This is a genomic window from Raoultibacter timonensis, from assembly GCF_900240215.1.
In the GTDB taxonomy this organism is placed as follows: Bacteria; Actinomycetota; Coriobacteriia; order Coriobacteriales; family Eggerthellaceae; genus Raoultibacter; species Raoultibacter timonensis.
Genome location: NZ_LT964681.1, coordinates 794,532 through 813,353, shown reverse-complemented (window position 1 = coordinate 813,353; position 18,822 = coordinate 794,532). Strand labels below are relative to the sequence as shown.

Annotated in this window: 17 protein-coding genes; 14 read left to right on the top strand and 3 right to left on the bottom strand. The window is 59.6% G+C overall.

What is annotated here, in order from left to right:
- Window positions 1–69: 69 nt before the first annotated feature.
- Window positions 70–729: a DUF6323 family protein gene (locus C1722_RS15475; RefSeq protein WP_102380229.1), complete on the top strand. Its 660-nt coding sequence runs from the start codon at window positions 70–72 to the stop codon at window positions 727–729.
- The gene (locus C1722_RS15470; RefSeq protein ID WP_146040707.1) at window positions 692–1,714 is read left to right on the top strand and encodes a DUF6179 domain-containing protein; all 1,023 of its coding nucleotides are present in this window, start codon (window positions 692–694) and stop codon (window positions 1,712–1,714) included. Before C1722_RS15475 ends, C1722_RS15470 begins: the two co-directional genes overlap by 38 nt.
- 176 nt (window positions 1,715–1,890) lie before the next feature.
- Here the strand turns inward: C1722_RS15470 and C1722_RS15465 are convergent, their stop codons facing one another.
- The 3 genes from C1722_RS15465 to C1722_RS15455 form a co-directional block, all read right to left on the bottom strand.
- Entirely contained in the window at window positions 1,891–3,579 is a 1,689-nt protein-coding gene (locus C1722_RS15465) for an FAD-dependent oxidoreductase (protein WP_102380227.1), read from the bottom strand.
- Between the two features lie 141 nt (window positions 3,580–3,720).
- Entirely contained in the window at window positions 3,721–4,944 is a 1,224-nt protein-coding gene (locus C1722_RS15460) for a response regulator transcription factor (RefSeq protein ID WP_180995304.1), read from the bottom strand.
- A gap of 551 nt (window positions 4,945–5,495) precedes the next feature.
- The gene (locus C1722_RS15455; protein WP_102380441.1) at window positions 5,496–6,656 is read right to left on the bottom strand and encodes an Mbeg1-like protein; all 1,161 of its coding nucleotides are present in this window, start codon (window positions 6,654–6,656) and stop codon (window positions 5,496–5,498) included.
- A 650-nt stretch (window positions 6,657–7,306) separates the two neighbouring features.
- On the opposite strand from C1722_RS15455, the gene C1722_RS15450 reads away from it, so the two are divergent.
- The 12 genes from C1722_RS15450 (at window position 7,307) to C1722_RS15395 (ending at window position 18,698) form a co-directional block, all read left to right on the top strand.
- A complete protein-coding gene (locus C1722_RS15450) occupies window positions 7,307–8,404 on the top strand; it encodes a phosphate/phosphite/phosphonate ABC transporter substrate-binding protein (protein WP_102380225.1) in 1,098 nt (365 codons plus the stop codon).
- Window positions 8,405–8,514: 110 nt separating this feature from the next.
- Window positions 8,515–9,348 carry a phosphonate ABC transporter ATP-binding protein gene (gene phnC / locus C1722_RS15445; RefSeq protein WP_244387272.1) on the top strand — a complete coding sequence of 278 codons (834 nt, stop codon included), beginning with the start codon at window positions 8,515–8,517 and terminating at the stop codon, window positions 9,346–9,348.
- Window positions 9,348–10,142: an ABC transporter permease subunit gene (locus C1722_RS15440; protein WP_102380223.1), complete on the top strand. Its 795-nt coding sequence runs from the start codon at window positions 9,348–9,350 to the stop codon at window positions 10,140–10,142. The genes phnC and C1722_RS15440 overlap by 1 nt, the downstream gene beginning before the upstream one ends.
- Window positions 10,139–11,128: a PhnE/PtxC family ABC transporter permease gene (locus C1722_RS15435; protein ID WP_102380222.1), complete on the top strand. Its 990-nt coding sequence runs from the start codon at window positions 10,139–10,141 to the stop codon at window positions 11,126–11,128. Before C1722_RS15440 ends, C1722_RS15435 begins: the two co-directional genes overlap by 4 nt.
- Before the next feature lie 87 nt (window positions 11,129–11,215).
- Entirely contained in the window at window positions 11,216–11,650 is a 435-nt protein-coding gene (phnG, locus tag C1722_RS15430) for a phosphonate C-P lyase system protein PhnG (RefSeq protein ID WP_102380221.1), read from the top strand.
- Complete coding sequence (gene phnH, locus C1722_RS15425) at window positions 11,650–12,300, top strand: phosphonate C-P lyase system protein PhnH (protein ID WP_102380220.1); 651 nt, start codon at window positions 11,650–11,652, stop codon at window positions 12,298–12,300. Before phnG ends, phnH begins: the two co-directional genes overlap by 1 nt.
- Window positions 12,300–13,496, top strand: a complete 1,197-nt coding sequence (locus C1722_RS15420; protein WP_102380219.1) for a carbon-phosphorus lyase complex subunit PhnI — start codon at window positions 12,300–12,302, stop codon at window positions 13,494–13,496. Before phnH ends, C1722_RS15420 begins: the two co-directional genes overlap by 1 nt.
- Window positions 13,493–14,368 carry an alpha-D-ribose 1-methylphosphonate 5-phosphate C-P-lyase PhnJ gene (locus tag C1722_RS15415; RefSeq protein ID WP_244902608.1) on the top strand — a complete coding sequence of 292 codons (876 nt, stop codon included), beginning with the start codon at window positions 13,493–13,495 and terminating at the stop codon, window positions 14,366–14,368. The genes C1722_RS15420 and C1722_RS15415 overlap by 4 nt, the downstream gene beginning before the upstream one ends.
- The gene (locus tag C1722_RS15410) at window positions 14,355–15,329 is read left to right on the top strand and encodes an ATP-binding cassette domain-containing protein (protein ID WP_102380217.1); all 975 of its coding nucleotides are present in this window, start codon (window positions 14,355–14,357) and stop codon (window positions 15,327–15,329) included. The genes C1722_RS15415 and C1722_RS15410 overlap by 14 nt, the downstream gene beginning before the upstream one ends.
- A gap of 134 nt (window positions 15,330–15,463) precedes the next feature.
- Window positions 15,464–17,011 (top strand): alpha-D-ribose 1-methylphosphonate 5-triphosphate diphosphatase, encoded by a 1,548-nt coding sequence (locus tag C1722_RS15405; protein WP_102380440.1) that lies wholly within the window; start codon window positions 15,464–15,466, stop codon window positions 17,009–17,011.
- Window positions 17,008–17,778, top strand: a complete 771-nt coding sequence (locus tag C1722_RS15400) for a phosphonate C-P lyase system protein PhnL (protein WP_244387259.1) — start codon at window positions 17,008–17,010, stop codon at window positions 17,776–17,778. Before C1722_RS15405 ends, C1722_RS15400 begins: the two co-directional genes overlap by 4 nt.
- A gap of 122 nt (window positions 17,779–17,900) precedes the next feature.
- Entirely contained in the window at window positions 17,901–18,698 is a 798-nt protein-coding gene (locus tag C1722_RS15395; RefSeq protein WP_244902607.1) for a PHP domain-containing protein, read from the top strand.
- Window positions 18,699–18,822: the final 124 nt, after the last annotated feature.

Genomic DNA, 18,822 nt, shown 5'->3' with positions numbered 1-18,822 from the left:
CGAGTCCTGTATGTTCTGCGCGAGAGGTGTATTCTTCCATCCTTGCGCGATAAGGGTGAGGTGATGTAGGTGGATATCGGTTCGATGATGATGGTGCCGGCGGCGTACGGCGAAACGGCGAGGTCCGATCTGGCGATCTGCAACGCGAAAGGCGCGCCGTTCGGGCTTGCGCTCAACGATGAGCAGATGCGCGGTCTTGCCGAGCGGCGCGTCGAATCGCTGCGAGCGACGGGACGCGTGGAATTCGGCAGGGGAGTGTTGGTGGAGATCGTTGCTGCGTTCTGCGATTCCCCGTTTCTATCCCAGGAGACCTACGACGAGACGCTCGCGGAACTTCAGGATGCGTTCTATCAGCTGAAGGAGGATTCAGACGAGCAGTTATCCGACCAAGAGCTGATCGACGCCATGCGCCATGCGTTCGATGGCGAGGCCAACGGCTCAACCGACTATCTGGGAGGTATGCCGGCAAAACGCTTCGTTGAGATCGTCCAGGGTGCGCGAGGCGACGAGAACGAGGATTGGTCGGAAGCGGAAGCGTACGAAGACGGCGAAAGCGAGAGTGATGCAGATGGAAGGAGCGTCCGTGACGAACTCGACCGCGTTTACGAGGCGGACCGATTCGACCGCCCCGACGAGAGCTACGCCGCAGGATTCTACGACGGTTACAACGAGCTCTACCGGATCGGATTCGATGCCAACAGCAGAATCGGAGGCTCCTCGATGCGCTGAGGTGGGTGCGTGCTCGGATGCCGGATCCGGTCGGGGCCCTTCGGTTGTAGCCGATGCGCGGCAGGTTGAGGCTACTTCGTCCTCTGCGCTTTCGGCAGAAGAGCTTGCTCCCGACGAACAGATGGCCTTTCAAATGGGGCTGTGGGAGCTTCTTTCTCGACGCACGTCGCTTTACACGATGGGCGAGAGCAGCTCGGTTCCCGAATCGATCGCGCAGCGGCTGCTCGCTTCAGTGTGCTTCACGCTTGGCATCGATAGGGAAGAGCCGGATCCCGCTGCAATCAGACGCCTGCTGGCTCAGGGGATCGACACGGCGTTTGGCGAGGGCATGGCGCTCGTCGAGCGTAAGGCGAAGCGCATCGGGGGACTCTGGGAGCAGGTAGCCCTCACCACGCCGCTGCTGGAAAGCGTTGCGCTCAAGGGTACGCTTGAGAGCTTGAGAGAGTTTCCCGCTCGCTACGACTACCGTTCTTTTGCCCATGAAATCCCGAGCGATATCGATTACCCGCTTGCGCATCCTGTGTCCGAGAGCGTGCTCGGTGTCGACTACGTGACCGAGTACCTCGAACGTTTGCTGATCGAAAACGATTTTATGCAACGGTTCGACCTAGGGCTTTGCAAGGCGCTTTTGCGAGCGGTACACCCAGCGTACCGCGAGCTGCTCATCAACCTGTACGAGCCCATCGCTGTAAACGCCGTGGGCCTCGCGTTGGCGGGAGTTGGCGACGTGCGGCGCTTGCGGGCAACCGACGAGGATAGGGCGCGCATTGCCGAAGTCGTCAAGGGCAAGCCGGCAGCGGAGGTTTCCCGCCTGCTTGGCGAAGCGGCCGCCGACGTATGCGAAAAGCTTGGAATCGAGGACGATCAGAGCAGGGGCTATCTTGCGCGAACGGCGACAGACGTACGACCGCGCCTCATGAGGTTCGCGAAGTCGGGTGACGCCCGCGTGAGCGGCGGCCTTGCCGGGGTGTTCTTGGGGTTCTAGGCGATGGGTGCTGCGGGGGTTGCGTTGCCGCTTGCGCACCTCTTGATCGGTAAGGGGTACGTGCGGTCGAACTTGCGGGCGATCGGATTCGATGCATGACCGCCCAATCGGTTGCTCAATGCTACAGATCGTGCCGCCCGCCACCCAGGATGACAGGCGGCACGTTGTTCTGTGCTCTAATCCTCGAATCCGACAGCGTATCCGTCGATCGTTGTGCCCTTTGCAACTGCTTGGCCGACAAGGCGTCCGTATGTCATGCCGCGTCCGTGGCTTGTGCCTGGCAGGGTGACCGGATAGGAGTTGGCGAAGAAGTCGCCTTGGACATTGCCTATTGCGAAAAGACCGCCGATGGGAGTGTCTTCCTCATCAAGAACCTGTGAGTTTTGGTCTACGCGAAGGCCGTATGGAAGCGCGAGCAGCCATGCGGAAACATTGCTCGCGTAGAACGGCCCGTCCTTAACTGAACTGAGGAACCTTTCAGGCACACCGAAGTCGAGATCCTCGCCAGTCTCGCAGAACGAGTTGTAACGGTCAACGGTTTTCTGGAGCGCCTCGTAGGGAACACCGATGGCATCGGCGAGTTCTTGCAGCGTTTCGCCTTTGAAGAACGCTCCATCGGCGACCGCCTGTTCGACCTTGTCTTCTAGGCCGTCGATAAACGATGCCGACTTGATCGGCTCCTGCTTTTGGACGTGTTCAACGAAATGCGAGTCCCATACTGCCCATGCGACGCTGCCGGGTGTGTTCATGCGTGCATTGGTGACGATTGGCTCGAATCCTACTTCGCAGCAGTAGCGCATACCATCGCGGTTGACGGTGAGCCAGCAGGTATCGAAACCGGGACCCATGACCGAGAGATTTACCGGGTGGATGATGGGAGCCGGATAGCAGGGCGAAAGTGCAGCGCCGATCCACTTGCCCATGGTGATCCCGTCGCCCATGTTGCCGCCAACGGGGAAATAGTCGGATTTGTCGGCACGAAGCGCGATGGGGCAGAAGCACGCCTTCATCTCGTCGTTGTCGGTGATGCCGCCTGTTGCCAATATGATGCCTTTAGTTGCGTTGACCTTCTTGTAGCCATCGGCGTTGCTGACCACGACGGCGGTCGCAGTGCCGTTCTCCTTGATCAGTTGCTCTGCGGTGGTATTGAATTCGAAGACGGCGCCGTTGGCCTGCGCATCATCGGCAACCATGCTGATGAAATAACCGACGTTCCAAGGTTGTTCGGGCAATGAGCTTCCCTCGGGAAGTATGAACTTATGGGCGGTTCTGAATTGCTTGAATCGGTCATCGAGCGTGTCCCAGTCGGAGCGCGCGGTCATTTCGCTATTGAGAATGACTTCGTAACCAAGGTCGGTCGCCATATCGATGTAGTGGTCCATGACTTCGCCGCTGCGTTCGACGAACTGCTTGATCAGGTAATAGTTTGCTTCCGATTGGCCCCATTGATAAATAAGGCGCGTCGCGAGAGCTTTGTCGATATCGACTCCTTGCTCTTTCTGAAGCGTCGATCCGACCGCGCCGATGTCGGTTCCGTGCGCGGTGATGCCTTCGAATTTCTCTACGACAAGTACGGCTGCTCCCGCTTCGGCTGCAGCCTGAGCAGCCGTGCAACCTGCGATGCCGGCACCGATGACTACGACATCGTATGTTTCTTCGGTTGATATCTCAGGCAGGGTGGGCGCTGGTTGCAGCCATACGTGAGCGCCGATTGATTCCGAAGCTCCTGCTGCATTGTCGGTTCCAGCATTGGTGGATTTGCTTTCAGCAGGCGAGCAACCTGCGAGTCCGACCATTGCTGCCGATGCTCCCGCCAGTGCTGCTCCGGTAATGAACGAGCGCCGTGATAGCGGTTTCTGTTCCATGGTTTCCTCCTATGTCTCCCTCGAAGGCGTTTGCCTCCGTCGGTTCGAACCATAGGGGTATGTCCCGGTTGCGATAAGCGCCCGCGGGGGGTGAAACTCGAATAGCATGACGTAACCCCCTGTGGGCTACAAGCAGGTGAGCTACTGCACGCCTTCCGAATGGGCGATCATTCCCCGCTGCTCTTTCTCGAGCCGGTCTTCCACAAGAGCAGCAGCCTCTTTCTTTGAGTGTATGTCGAGCTTCGCGTAAATACGTCGTGTATGGGATTTCACGGTATCGTTTGAAATATGGAAGGTATCGCGAATATCGGCACGATCCTTGCCGATGGCGAGTAGGTAGAAGATTTCCGTTTCGCGAGGAGAGAGGCCACCGTCCGAAGCGACCAGATCGCTGCAATTCTTGAATGCCAATGCTCGCTGCTCGTCGGTGTTTGCAAGGCTTGCTTTGCGATTTTTTCCAAAGAGATAGGCAAAGACGACAACGAACAGATATACCACGATGAGCGAGATTATGGAAATCGCCTGCGACGCCTCAGAACCTGCAAGCGCCATAGCATCGCTCGCTATCGAGCCAACGAGTGAGCTCCCAAGAAATGAAAGCAGGCCGATAGCGAAAACCACAGAGGGCTTCTTTGGCGAAGCCTGCACCTGGTCAACGCAGAATACCCAAAGCAGGAAATAGAAATAGCTATGCCCGACAGTGAACACGATGATGGGAAGCGGCAGATCGCCAAGAAACTGTGGCAAGAGGAGAAATCCTGCAGCAAGCAGGGGAAAGGATATCTGGCAGACCAGGTAAAGCTCGCTGCCCTTTCGGAAGAATACCGTTGTTGCAACAAGGAGGATTCCGGCAACGGCGATTCCGGCAACGGTGGCAGCGGTAACGTGTTCGAGCGAGCTTGTCGTGAACGACAGACTGATTCCTCTCATGATGCCGTAGACAAGGCCAACGAGCACGGCGAGTCCTACCAGGCTGACGCTGTTCGGCGATGTTTCAATGTTCGGTTGACGATTCGCCGTAGCGTGCTGCGGTGCAGATCGGTTTGCCTGCATAAGAAGAATGCCGGCAAGAATGGGCATGGTGGTCGTTGCGATTTGCGTACCGATCGGCGGAAGAAGCATGGCGGCGCTGAAGAATAAGGCCGTCATAAACGAATAAACAGCCATGTCAAAAAGAACCCGCCTTGGCTCAAGGCGAGCAAGGTGTTCGCCCCATGCAAGAAACGCAAAACCACTTCCCGCACCCGTACAGATGATGCCGATGCATGAGAAGAGAAACGACTCGTCTGCCATCGCCGACCATGCCAAGCAGGCAGTACCTGCTGCCATAAGAAGATGACAGGTTGCAAGCGGGAAAGCACCCATGGGCGAAGAAAAGCTCTTTCGAGCTGCGAGCACAAACGCAAACGTGAGAAGCGTTACGAGAAGCGAGGCTGTCCATACCTGGTGCTGCGACAGAAAGGGTACGTTCAGCATAAAAGAGGGGGTGAGCGAAGGCGAAGTGAATACGATCTGCAGCCATGCCCAGAACAGTCCCATTCCGAAAAGGCGTGCAGGATGGTGCCGCAGCTCGTCGGCTGCGATTTCGACGAAACCTTTCAAATCGCCTGCGGCCACGGTTGGCATTCCTCCTCTAATGCTGCGTCAGACAAACGGTATGGGCTAAGGTATGCTCTGTCGATACCTTTCTGTTCTTCCGTCGGATCGATATACCGAAGTATAGCCGACCGAGAATCGAGGCATAGCCGAGAACGGTGGCCGTTCGGAAACTGCCTTGTACTTTCATTTTGGCTATCGGTTGGATAATCAATTCGGGTCAAGTTTTTTCGACTGTCAGTCGAAAAAACTAGGCATTGAATTCTTCCCGGGCCAATTCTTGGTTCGAGGTATGAATGACGGCACGGTTCGCTTGCCGTCTACTTCCCTTTGCCTGCGAGCATTGCCCCCAGATCGCGGCCGAAGCGATGAAGTACGACTTCCGAGAGGCGTCGTATCGCGTCGGCAAGAATGGTCCGCGCAGGTTCGCCGGTGTTCTTGTTCGCGTCCATGAGCAGCTGCACGGTCTTTGCGCCGCCGCTCAGGATGTCGGTGGCATCTTCGGCGCCCGATGCGGCGACTGCTTCGAAGATCGCATCGACGACGACGGCAAGCTCGTCGTCGGAAAACGAGCTGAGCCATTCGGTCATCACCTGATCGGTGAAGCGGGCGCTCTCGGAAATACGGTCGGCGAACACGAATCGATCGCCATCGAGCTGCCACGTGAATCCGCTGTGGGCGTTGATTCCCTTGGCGTCGCTTGCAACCACGCGATAATCTTCGTGCGATTCCATGAGCATGCCTACGATCGAGTCGACGGGCACGATCTTGACGATGCGGTTCTGCAGATTCGCGTATTCTTCACCGGTGAAAACCGAGGGTTTGAACCCTGGCCCATCGAAGTCGTATACGCGCTCGATGCGCGCCTGCACCTTGGGGTCGGCGTTGATGGCAGCGTAGACGGCGAGGTTTCCGCCTTTGGAGTGACCGCCGAGCATCAAGCGCTTCGGTAGGCCTCCCGCCGCTGATTCAACATAGCGGACGGCATGGTCTTGAGCGGGAACCGGGCACGTGAAGGCCATGTTGAAATCTTCCTTCCAGCCGGTAAACGAGCTGTCGGTACCGCGGAACCCGAGAAAGGCGAACTCGCGTTTATGCGAAAACGCCATGGCGGCGAACTGCGTTTGGCGCTCGGTGTCGAACAGGCTCAGGTAGTCGCGGATGACGATATCGCGGAATCGGGGGCTGGCTGCAAGGGCAATGAGCAGGTCTTTCGTGCGCTTTGGCACAAGCCCGATAAACATGCGATCGAAGCATTCAGCCCGTAGCGCATCGCGAAACGTCACGCCTCGGCCGCTCGGCGAGAACAGGTTCTCTACGATCGTGGAGATGTCGGCGAAAAGGCCCTTGCCCTTAAGGCCTGGAACGATGTCATCGAAGCGGGCCATGCAGATTTCCGAGAGGATGAGCGCATCGACCTCGCTGAAAGGCTTTTCGTCGAAGGTGGCGAACTCGGTTTCCAGGTAGTCGAGTATGTTCATGAGCGTTTCCTGACCTTTGCACGATACGGCGACGCCGAATGCATCGGCATGGCTTGGACCGGCGGCTTGCCCGCACACTTGCAAGCGGGCGTTCGAATGCATTGGCGACGCAACGCTTATGATGACACAATTGAAGGCAAAAATCTTGAGGTTGACTCGCACCCTTCACACGCCGATTGCAGTCTGGCGGAGGATCCCCTGGTTTACGGCGGAAAAAGGAGCACTTCGTCGCCAAAGAGCGAGGGTTGCATGCGGGGGATCGCTCGTATTTCACATGGATGTATTGCGCCGGATGAACGAAGCGCTTGCTGATGCGATTTCCCTGAACCAGCCGACGCGCGACGAAAACCCTTCGTTTTCTGCCATCCGAGAAGCGACGCATCGGCGCTTTGTCAAATACGAAAGCTCTCATTGCACCAGCAGCTTTACCTATGTATGAACAAACCATGATCCAGGGTTTGCCCAAGATTGACCGAAGCTTGATGCGCGCCTGACGAGCGCCGAACAGAGCATGCTTAGCATGGGTTTCGCAGCGGTCGGCTCGAAGGCGACAATCCTTCTTCCCATTCCGTAGATCGAATTCTTTTCGGCCTTCGGCATTCCGCTGCATACCGAAAACTGCAAAGTACGCTTGAGAGAAAGAGGCTTGTATGGTTGAAGGTGCGATATCCCGGCGTCGGTTCGTCATCGGAGGTGCTTCGGTGCTTGCGGCAGGAGCGCTGGCTCTGATGGCGGGTTGTTCGGCAACGGGCACGGCGGCAGGGGCTTCAGGCTCTGCGGGTGCGGCAACGTCTGGCGAAACGCAAGCGCAGACGGCGGCGGAGAAGATCACCATGGTGTGGCTCCCCGACAACTCTTCGGCCGATCTCACCTCTTCTCGACAGGCAATCGGCGATGCGATCAAGACCGCGTGCGGAGCCGAGGTCGAGCTTATGACCACAACCGACTACAACGTGGCCATCGAAGCGATCGCATCGGGCAGTGCGCAGATGGCGTTGCTCGGGGCAGAAGGCTACGTGCAGGCGAACAAGAAGAACCCTCGGGTGCTTGCAGCGTTCACCAACAGCGATGAAGAGGGCGGCCTCGATGGGGCGTGTTATTACAGCCGCATTTGCGTAGCCACCGAAAACGCCGACCAGTACAAAAGCGGCAGCGGCTATTCCCTCGAGGGCGTCAAGGGCACATCGTTCTCGTTTGTTTCCGCTACGTCCACATCCGGGTTCAAGGTTCCTTCGAGCGCTATCGTCAAGGAGTTTGGTCTCGATTCCTCCGACGTGCTGCTCGAGGCGGGAGCGTTCTTCTCCGAGGTCCTGTTCGGCAACTCCCATGCGGGTTCGGCGGTCAACCTGCTTTCCGGCGATGCCGATGCCGCGGCGTTCGATGATGTCGATGTGGATATGTATCTCGATCTCGTGTCGGGCGAGGCGAATACCGTTGGTGCCGTATACAAGGCGAAAGACGATGCCGAAGCCCCCTTCGATACCGTACGCGGCAAGCAGTTCACCATCATCGCGATCACCCCGGTGCTCAATGCGCCCGTGTGCTTCAACGAAGATGCAATCGACGAGGAAACGCGTACCAAGATCGTCGAATACTTCTGCTCGGATGAGGTTGCCGATAACAAGGAAATCTTCATCGACCCCGACGACGAAAGCGCTAAGGGCATCTTCGAGAAGGAATCCGACAAGAGTTGCTTCGTCGAGGTAACCGACGATTGGTACGAACCCATTCGAAAGCTCGGCGCCTAGGACCGACGCTTCGTTTCTGAGCTCGCCGGCAGGCTGCAACCGTCCGGCGAGCTTTCATGCTGCGATACGGGTGCGGATGCGCCGCACCTTCCCGGAAAGGCGATGGATCAATGGAACGGCAAGCATTACTGAACATCGAATCGGTGTCGAAGAGCTACACCGGCAAGGCGAAAGCGCTCGAGGGCGTTTCGCTTACGATCGAGCGCGGGCAGTTTGTCTCGATCATCGGATCATCGGGTGCAGGGAAATCCACACTACTGCGCTGTATCAACCGCTTGATCGATCCGACGAGCGGGCGCGTGGAATTCGACGGCAAAGAGGTGACGAAGCTCGGCAAACGCGAGCTCCGTCAGATACGGCGGCGCATCAGCATGGTGTTTCAACACTATAATCTCGTGTACCGTTCAACGGCGATCGAGAACGTGCTGCAAGGTCGGCTCGGCTACAAATCGAGCATTGCGGGCATTCTCGGGCTGTACACCGAGGACGAGAAAGCCCAGGCGTTCGGCATTCTCGATCAGCTGGGCCTCGCCGAATTCGCCTACCGCCGTTGCGATCAGCTTTCCGGCGGCCAAAAGCAGCGCGTGGGGATCGCCCGCGCCCTCGTGCAGGATCCGCTGCTTATCCTTGCCGATGAGCCCATTGCGAGCCTCGATCCCAAATCGTCGCGTGCCATCATGGAGCATCTCAGGTGGGCGGCCGACGATCTGGGCATCGCGTGTTTGGTGAACCTCCATCAGGTCGATTATGCCATTGAGTTCTCCGATCGCATCATCGGCCTCAAAGACGGTAAGCTCGTGTTCGACGGTACGCCGGCCGAACTCGATGCCAAGGCGATCGCCGACATCTACGGCACCCCGTATGTCAAAGAGCATGCTGTGCGACCGCAGGGTTTTTCCGATGCGGTCGAGGCCGATGTTATGGCTGCGGCGGGGGTTGCCTGATGGAAGCGGTCGGTGGGCAGTTTTTCCGTCGGCGCAGTCTTTCGATCGTTGCGGTTTTTCTCGTATTCGTGATTGCCAATGCCTTAGCGGGCGGGTACGTGGGGTTCGATTTCGTTGCGTCGATCGCCGATATTCCCGCAGGTATTGCGTGGATGGCCTCGAACTTCGTACCTTCGGTGGAATCGTTCGAGAAAATCGGTCAGATTCTCTCGTCTCTCGGTTCGACCGTGCTCGTGTCGATCGCGGCAAGCTGTACGGCTGCGGCGCTCGCGTTCGCGTTCGCGGTACTCGGATCGCGTTCGGTGGGCATCGGCGGCCCCGTTTCGGTTGCGGTGCGCGCCATCGCCTCGCTGTTTCGCAATATCCCCGTTGTCGCATGGGCGTTCATCTTGCTGTTCTCGTTCAAGCAGAGCGAGTTCACGGGGTTCTTCGCTCTGTTCCTCACGAGTTTCGGATATCTGACCCGCTGCTATCTCGAAAGCATCGACGAGGTGAGCGGCGGTTCGGTCGAGGCGCTGCGCGCGACGGGTGCGGGTTATTTCCCGATCGTCGCTCAAGCGGTGGTGCCGATGTCGATCACGTCGGTCATCAGCTGGGTGCTCTACATGATCGAGACGAATATCCGCGATGCTACGCTGATCGGCATTCTGACCGGCACGGGCATCGGATTCGTGTTCGACCTGTACTACAAGAGCTTCCGCTACGACATAGCCGGCCTGGTCATCGTGATGATCGTGATCGCCGTAATCGTATGCGAAGCCGTTTCTAATTACGTTAGGAGGCAGATCATATGACGAATCGGGAGAAAAATCCCGCGCTTGCCGGGGCGGCCACCCCCGGGGCGTCTGCCCCCGAGACGGCTGCGGCTGGGACGGCCACCCCCGGGGCGGCCGTCACCGAGGCGGCTGCGGCGTGCGTTTCCGCTCTTTCGGAGCATGCAGCCGATCTTCCCTTCGCTCGCCGTACGCGCACAGGGAAGATCAAAACGCGCGTCATGGGCAAGCAGAACGCTGCCGTTGCGCTCACGCTCGGCATCCTTGCGGGGTTGACAGTGTTCTCGCTCGTCACGATGAACTACGGCAAGGTGGCGTTCTTCACGGCGTTCGGGCAGGCGGCTGAAGATTTTCTCATGATGATGCTGCAGCCGGGCCTTGCGGGGCACTTCACGCTCGCCGATGTGGTGACGGGGCTGTTCGTCTCGATTGCGCTTGCGGTTCTCACCACGTTCATCGGGGCGGTGATCGCCTTCGTGCTGAGCCTGTTCGCAGCGGTCAACTTGTCGAACCGCATGCTGAGTAACGCAATCAAGGCGCTCATGTCGTTCTTCCGCGCCGTGCCGACGATCCTGTGGGTGCTCGTGTTCACGGTGGCGATCGGGCTCGGGCCCGAGGCGGCGGTGATCGGCCTTTTGTTCCACAGCGTTGCCTACCTCGTGAAGGCGTACTCCGAGAGCTTCGAAGAGGTCGATCCTGGCGTGCTCGAAGCCCTGCGTTCGTGCGGAGCCTCGTGGTGGCAGACCGTTTTCGCCGCAGTGGTTCCCGTAAAAACGAGCGAGATGCTCTCGTGGACGTTCATCCGTTTCGAGATCAACTTCGTAAACGCGGTGGCAGTGGGTGCGGTTGCCGGAGCTGGAGGCATCGGCTATCAGCTCTTTTTGGCCGGAAGCTTCTACTACAACATCCACGAAGTCGGGCTGATCGTGTATCTGTGCCTCGCCGTTGCGGTTGTGCTCGAAGTGGCGGCAACCAAGCTGCGCAAACGATACATCGTCCATTCGTAAGCGTTGGGTGCACGCAAAAGTGCGCTCGGCAGATATACCCGAATGCGGCCGAACAAAGGTCGCGAGAAGATTACTTGAGGAGCTAGTGTGAACCGATACGAACGAACGCGCGTGCTCGTCGGGGGAGATCCCGGTGTCGCGCAGGCCATAGCGGCTGAGATAGAAGAGATCTGCGAGGTCGAAGTGCTCGATGCGCCGCGCGAGGAGCTCGTGATGGTAAAGGTACGCGAAAGCGCGCGCAACAGCCTGTTTTATCTGGGCGAAGCGCTCATGTGCTCGTGCAGGGTGCGGATCGCCGACGCGATGGGTTTCGGCTACGTGCTTGGCAGCAAGCGCAACGCGGCGTACAACCTTGCGCTCATCGATGCGGCTTTTTCTTCGGGTGAGGAATTCGAGCGCATGCCGAAATGGGAGGAGCGCATCGAGAAGGAAGCGAAGCGTCAGCGCGACAAGCGGGCGAAGAACCGTGCGCTCATCGAGCGCACCCGCGTCGATTTTTCCACGATGGACGGTGATGCGTAATGGACGCAGCATTGAGCGAGATCCATCGCGTGCAGCGATCGTTTCGGGCGGTAATGGATGCCATGGCTCGGCCTGGTCGCCCCGAGGCGATGCCGCTGGCAACCGGAAGCCAGACTCGCTATCCGGGTATCGGCAAGCCGCTTGCCACGCTCATCGACATGCTCGTCGATCAGGCGACGACATTTTCTCTCGCCCAGGGCTGCGACGACGCACTTGCCCGGGCCATAGCGTCTGAAACCCATGCGAAGAGCGTTATGCCCGACGCGGCTTCGTTCGTCATCGTCCCCGAGCGAGCCGATGCTCCGTGCATCGAGATGGCCATCGCCCACGCCACGGCGGGGTCGCTTGCATCGCCGGAGCAGGGTGCAACGGTATTTGTTGGGTGCAGCCGCATCGCAGGTCAGGATGAGCGTCCGGGCTCAGTCGACGATGATCGTCCCTTGCATTGGGTTTCGATCGAGGGACCTGGCGTGAGAGACGCCCATGTGTTCGGCGTCGATCGCATCGATTGGGCATGGGCGCGCAACCGCCGTGAGGACGAATTCCCTTGCGGCATCGATATCGTGCTGGTAGACGGGCGCGGAGTGGTGGTCGCCATCCCACGCACGTCGTTCGTCTCGCTGTTGGCGGTCGGAAAAGGGGTAAAGTGATGGGCTACGTTGCCGTGCGCGGTGGTCAGGAGGCCATCGAAGAGAGTTTGAAGCTGCTCGAATGGGAGCGCGTCCGTTCTGAGCGAAGCGTCGATATCGAGAGCATCCAGGCGGCGTTCCCCGATCTGATCGACCAGATCATGGGCGAAAGCTCGCTGTACGCGCCCGAGTTGGCGGCGCTTGCGCTCAAGCAGGCGCAGGGGTCGCCCGAAGAGGCGGTCTTTCTGCTGCGTGCCTTCCGCTCCACGCTCGAGCGTCCGTATGTGTCGAGGACGGTCGAACCGGAAACGATGGCGGTCGATCGACGCATTTCAGCCGCATTCAAAGACGTGCCCGGCGGACAGGTGCTCGGTGCAACGCGCGACTACACGCATCGCCTGATCGATTTCAACCTGCGCGAGGAGGACGGCGATTCGCTTCATGAAGCGAGGAAGCGCCTGAAGCGCGAGTGGAGGAAAAAGGCACTTGGCGAGGCGTTTGCGACTGCTGGCAGCAGTGCCGCTTCGGCGGGCTGCGAGGCGCTTTGGGAGGAATGCGCGGCGCACGCGCTGCCCAAAGTTGCGGAATACCTGCGCGAAGAGGGTCTGCTTGTCGAGCATGAACGCAACGACGAAGAGCCTATCGACGTGACGATGGAGCCGCTCGTGTTCCCTGCTCCCCGCTCCGCTCGCCTGCAAACGCTTGCGCGCGGCATGACGCAGGCGGTGAGCGCGCTCGGCTACGCGGCCATTCGCGGGTTCGGGCCGGCGCATCCGACGGTGGCCGAACTGCGGCACGGCACCGTCGAGGTCGCCATCGACCATCCGCTCGGATCGGGCGACGAAAGCGATGCGTATTGCGTGGGAACGATGCCTGTGACCGAGGTCGAATCGCTGTTCGAGGTGGAAACCGAGGATGAGGCGGGCGAGAAAGGGCTTGGTTTCGAGCTGGGCTACGGCATGGTGATGGGCCGTGGCGAAACCAAAGCCATCGCTATGAGCGTGCTCGACAACTGCCTCGAACGGGGCGATAAGCGCTTTCCCACGCAGGATGAGGAATTCGTTTTGTACCACGTCGACGGCATCGAGGCGACGGGCTTCATCTCTCATCTCAAGCTGCCGCACTACGTGACGTTCCAGTCGAAGCTTTCGAGCGTGCGCAAGACGAGGGATGGTGCCGGCGGCGTCGAGCGCTCGAGCACTACGGAAACGGAATGAGGGCAACCATGGAACAGCTGTACAATTTCGCCTTTTTCGACGAGGCATCGAAGCGAGAGATCAGGCGCGCCATCTTGAAGGGCATCGCCATCCCGGGATATCAGGTTCCTTTTGCTTCCCGCGAGATGCCGATTGGCCGCGGTTGGGGAACCGGCGGCTTGCAGGTGACGCTTGCCATCATCGGATCGGCCGACGTACTCAAAGTGATCGACCAGGGATCCGACGAAAGCGTCAATGCCGTCAACATCAAAAAGCTCGTATGCGCGACGACTGATGTCGAAACCACCTCCGAAACGGTGCGTGCGAGCATCATTCAATCACGCCATCGTATTCCGGAAGAACCGTTGCGCGAAGATCAGGTTCTCGTGCTTCAGGTGCCCACGCCCGAACCTCTGCGCGATTTCGAGCCGAGCGAGGCCGTGACGCGCAGGCTTCATGCCGAAGCCGACTACACCGGGGCATGGCTTGGCCTGTTCGACCAGATCATCAGGTACGGATCGACCACGACGGGAGCCGATCATCCCGTGAAGGTGAACGGGCGCTACATCATGGCGCCCTCGCCGATTCCGCGCTTCGATACGCTCAGACTCCATATGAGCGATAACCTGACGCTTTTTGGAGCGGGGCGCGAGAAGAAGATCTACGCGGTTCCGCCCCACACGACGGTCGAACCGCTCGACTTCGCCGACTATCCGTTTGCAGTCGAAGATTTTTCCGGCAAGGCGTGCGCGCGTTGCGGTGCTACCGATACCTACCTCGACGAGCTGGTCGACGAGGAAACGGGGGATACGTATTACTGCTGCAACGATACTGCGTTTTGCGCATCGCGCGTGGAGCGTGCAATGGGAGGTGCTGTTCATGGAAAGCGCTAAGGAGGCATTCGCCGAATGCGAAGTCGGGGTAACGGGCGAGGCGGTTGCTGTGCCGAAGCAGGAATCTCATCGGGTTTCGCACGTTCGTCCGGTACAGCCGAGGCCGAGCATTCGTTCGCGGCGCATCGAGGAAGATCCCTGCGTAAAGGTCCAGGGCCTTTCCCGCAGCTTTGGAAACGGATGCGCATACTGCTTGGACCCTCGTGCGGTGCTCGAGCGCAACCGATGTCCGCGATGCGGCACGGTGCATGCGGTGCGCGACGTCGGGTTCGAGTTGTATCCGGGCGAGATCGTCGGCATTGTCGGGGAGTCGGGCAGTGGGAAATCGACGCTCATGCAATGCTTGTATTTCGACCAGACCGCCAGCAGCGGCAGTATTTTCGTTAAACCCTACGATGGCGGGCACCGCAACATTCTGGAGCTTTCTTCGCAGGAGAAGCGCCGTATCCGCAACACGGTGTTCGGCATGGTGTACCAAAACCCGTACCTTGGCTTGCGCATGGATTACTCGTCGCTCTCCAACATTGCCGAGCAGATGATCGCCTCGGGCGATCGTAGCGTGTCCCATATGCGCTCGCGGGGAGAAGAGCTGCTCGGGCAGGTGAACATCCCCACGGTGCGTGCAACCGATCCCCCGCGGACATTTTCGGGCGGTATGCAGCAGCGCGTGCAGATCGCCAAGGCGCTTTCGAACAATCCGCCGGTGCTCTTGCTCGACGAGGTCACGACAGGGCTCGATCTTTCGGTGCAGGCGAACGTGCTCGATCTGATATTGCAGATCAGACGCGATTTCAATGTAAGCATGCTCGTGGTGAGCCACGATTTGGGCGTTATCAGGATGCTTGCGGATCGCACGTTCGTGATGCTCGACGGGCGCGTGATCGAGGAGGGGCTTACCGATCAGATACTCGAAGACCCGCAGCACGCCTATACCCAGCAGCTCGTGTACTCGCTCCTGTGAGGGTACGGCGCTCCTCGTTGCCGAACGCCGCTGCGCCGCTCAGCGAGCGCGGACGTCCTGCTCGAACGAGGCGACGGGCGGTGAACCGTGCTATGCCGATAGAAGAAACGATACGAAAGAAGGAAGCAAGCTTCATGAACGATACGACTCTTATCATATCCGGGGGAACGGTGATCTGCGAAGATGCAGTGCTGCCTGAACATGATGTGTTCGTGCGCAACAGTCGCATTGCGGCCATCAGGCCGAGTGCCGGATACCGCCCTGCCGACGGCGAGCAAGCCCTGGGCAATTCGGCGCTCGAAACGAATTCCCGGGGACTTGTCGACTACGCGCAATCGATCATCGACGGGCACGATTCGGGCGGGCATGCGCACGGCGGGCATCGCGCGGATGCCGTTGCGGGGCTCGCTGCCGACCGTGTGTCAGACGCCGCTCCTGCTGCGCACTCCGCGGCCGATGCGGCAACTCCGACGCTGCCTGTGGTGATCGATGCGCGAGGCGCCTACGTGGCCCCCGGCATGATCGACATTCACTCCGACTTCATCGAGACGGTGGCAAGCCCGCGACCGAGCGTCGTTATGGATCTGCGCACCTCGCTCTACCAGGCCGAGCGGGAGCTCGTTGCCCACGGTATCACGACGATCTACCATTCGCTCTCGGTGTACGGCGAGACGATCTTCGATCACAAGCCGATCCGCAACTTCGACAACGTCGTGCGCCTGATCGACGAGGTGGCGGCGATGCGCGATGCGGAAGAGCGCGAGCACCTCATTCGGCATCGACTCCATCTGCGCATCGAGATCGACGCGGTCGGGCATTACGAGCGGATCAAGGAGCTCATCGCTTCGGGCGCGGTCGACATGATCTCGTTCATGGACCATACGCCCGGCCAAGGCCAGTACAGCGATCTCGAGATCTTCGGCGACACGCTCAAGGGCTACCGCGATATCAGCGACGAGGAGGTGGCGCGCATCGTACAGACGCAGCAGCAAAGCGACAAGCTTTCGCTTGCGCAGATGACCGAGCTGGCCCGTCTGGCGCAGAGTCGCGGCATTTCGGTCGCTTCGCACGATGACGATTCGATCGAGAAGCTCGATCGAATGGAGTCGTTCGACGCGGCGATTTCCGAATTCCCCATCACGATGGGGGTTGCGCGCAGCGCCCGCGAACGCGGCATGCATACGCTCGCCGGGGCTCCGAACGTCATGATGGGCCATTCCCATTCGGGCAACCTTTCGGCACGCGAGGCGGTGCAGGCGGGCGCTATCGACATGCTGTGCAGCGACTACTATCCCGCCGCTATGATCGGCGCGGTGTTCATCCTGCATAAAACGGTAGGCCTCGATCTTGCCGAGGCGTTCGCGCTCGTAACGGCCAACCCGGCCCAAGCTGCGGGTATCGACGGCGAGGTGGGCTCCATCGCCGTCGGCAAGCTCGCCGACATCGTGGTGGTGCGAAAGCTTCCTGTGCGTGGCGCAGCCGACGAGCCCGCAGTTCCCGTAGTGACCGATTCGTTCGTGGGGGGACGCTGCGTCCATCGCAGCCTCTACCCGCTGTTTGCGGACGAGGCGCGCGGTTGCGAAACGAGTGCGGCGTTGCTCGGGCATGATGTCGATGTCGATGTCGAGTGCGACGTTGCGTCGGCACCCGTAGCGCGCAGGGAAGCGCAGGTGCTCCGATGAGCGCGAACGGACAGTGCGCGCAGGCCGTGCAGACTGCGCGGGCCGCGCAGGTCGAACAGGGCGAGCAGACGCCGATGCTCAAGATCACGGGTCTTACCAAATCGTTTACCATCCATGCCGTCGACCGCCGTATCCAAGGATGCTCGAATATCGACCTTTCCATCATGCCGGGCGAATTCGTGGGCATTACGGGGAGGAGCGGCAGCGGCAAGTCAACGATCCTGCGCTGCATCTATCGTACGAATCTACCCGAGTCGGGCTCGATTCTCTACGATTCGGCAGCGTTCGGCAGAATCGATCTTGCGCAGGCGACGCAGCGCCAGATGATCTATCTGCGCACCCATGAAATCGGGTACGTCTCGCAGTTTTTGAGCGTGCTGCCCCGACGCAACGCGTATGATATCGTCATGCAGAGCGCCATCGAGACGTACGGATGCAACGCCCAGGCGAAGTGCCGTCGCGAAACGTCGGCGATGCTGCGTCATTTCGACCTTGCGGAGGACCTATGGGACGTGTATCCGCGAACGTTCTCGGGCGGCGAGAAGCTCAGGCTCAACATTGCTGCCGCGATGATCAAGCAACCGCGTCTCTTGCTGCTCGACGAGCCGACCGCTTCGCTCGACAACGCCTCGAAGATCAAGGTTCGCGAACTGATCGAACGGCTGAAGGGGCAGGGCACCACGATGCTCGGCATCTTCCACGACCTCGAGTTCATGGAAGGCCTGTGCGATAAGGAGTTCAACATGCAGGAAGGCATGATGGTATGAAGCACGACGTGAAAGATGGACGTGCGGCCGGCCGGCCGGTCTCTTGCTTGCAGCAGGCTGCGCGCAGCGCGAAAGCCGCAGGGACTGAAGCGCTTCTGCGACACCTTGAGGATGCCGATGCGTTGAAAACCCGCTCTGACCTCCATGTGCATACGACCGTTTCCGATGGATCGGACACCTTTGCCGAAGCGCTCGCCCAGGCGAAGGAGCAGGGCGTTTCGCATATCGCGTTCACAAACCACGATACGACGGCGCATCTCGACGAGGCGATTGCGCTCGGCGCAGATTTCGGCGTCGAGGTCGTCGGCGGCGTGGAGATCAGCGCATGGGATAGCAGCCGGAAGCGGAAAGCGCATATCCTCGGATACGGCCTTTCCGCCGAATCCCCCGCGGTCGAAACGCTGTGCGCTCCCGTGCTCGCGCGGCGCAACGACAGCTCGCAATGGCAGCTCGACCGCCTTCTCGAAGCGGGTTACGATATCGATATCGACAGGGTGCATGCCCTTGCGCTCGCTTCGACAGCTCTGTACAAGCAGCATCTTATGGCGGCGTTGACCGACGAGCCGTACGCTTCAGACGCCTATCAGGATCTGTATCGCTCGCTGTTCAAGGGCGAGGGGATATGCGTGCGCGATATCGAATACGTCGATGCGTCCGATGCGGTACGGGCGATCGTGGAAGACGGGGGAGTTGCGGTCCTCGCCCATCCCGGTCAGCTCGATAGCTACGCCCTGGTAGACGAGCTGGTGGAATGCGGGTTGCGCGGTATCGAGAAGTACCATCCCGATCACGGGCTTCGCGATTGGGCGACGTGCAACACGCTGGCCGACCGCTATGGGCTCGTGCGCACCGGCGGCTCCGACTACCACGGCCGTTTCGGTCGCGTTCCGCATATAGGGTACCGTGCTGCGAATCGATGACGCGATTCCCTGTAATGCGTGAAACACGAACAGATGTTTCACGTGAAACATCGAGCGGTTTGCACCGAACGGTCCACCCGACAATCGCGTGCGCTATGGTTTCTGGCAACTGAAACCATAGTCT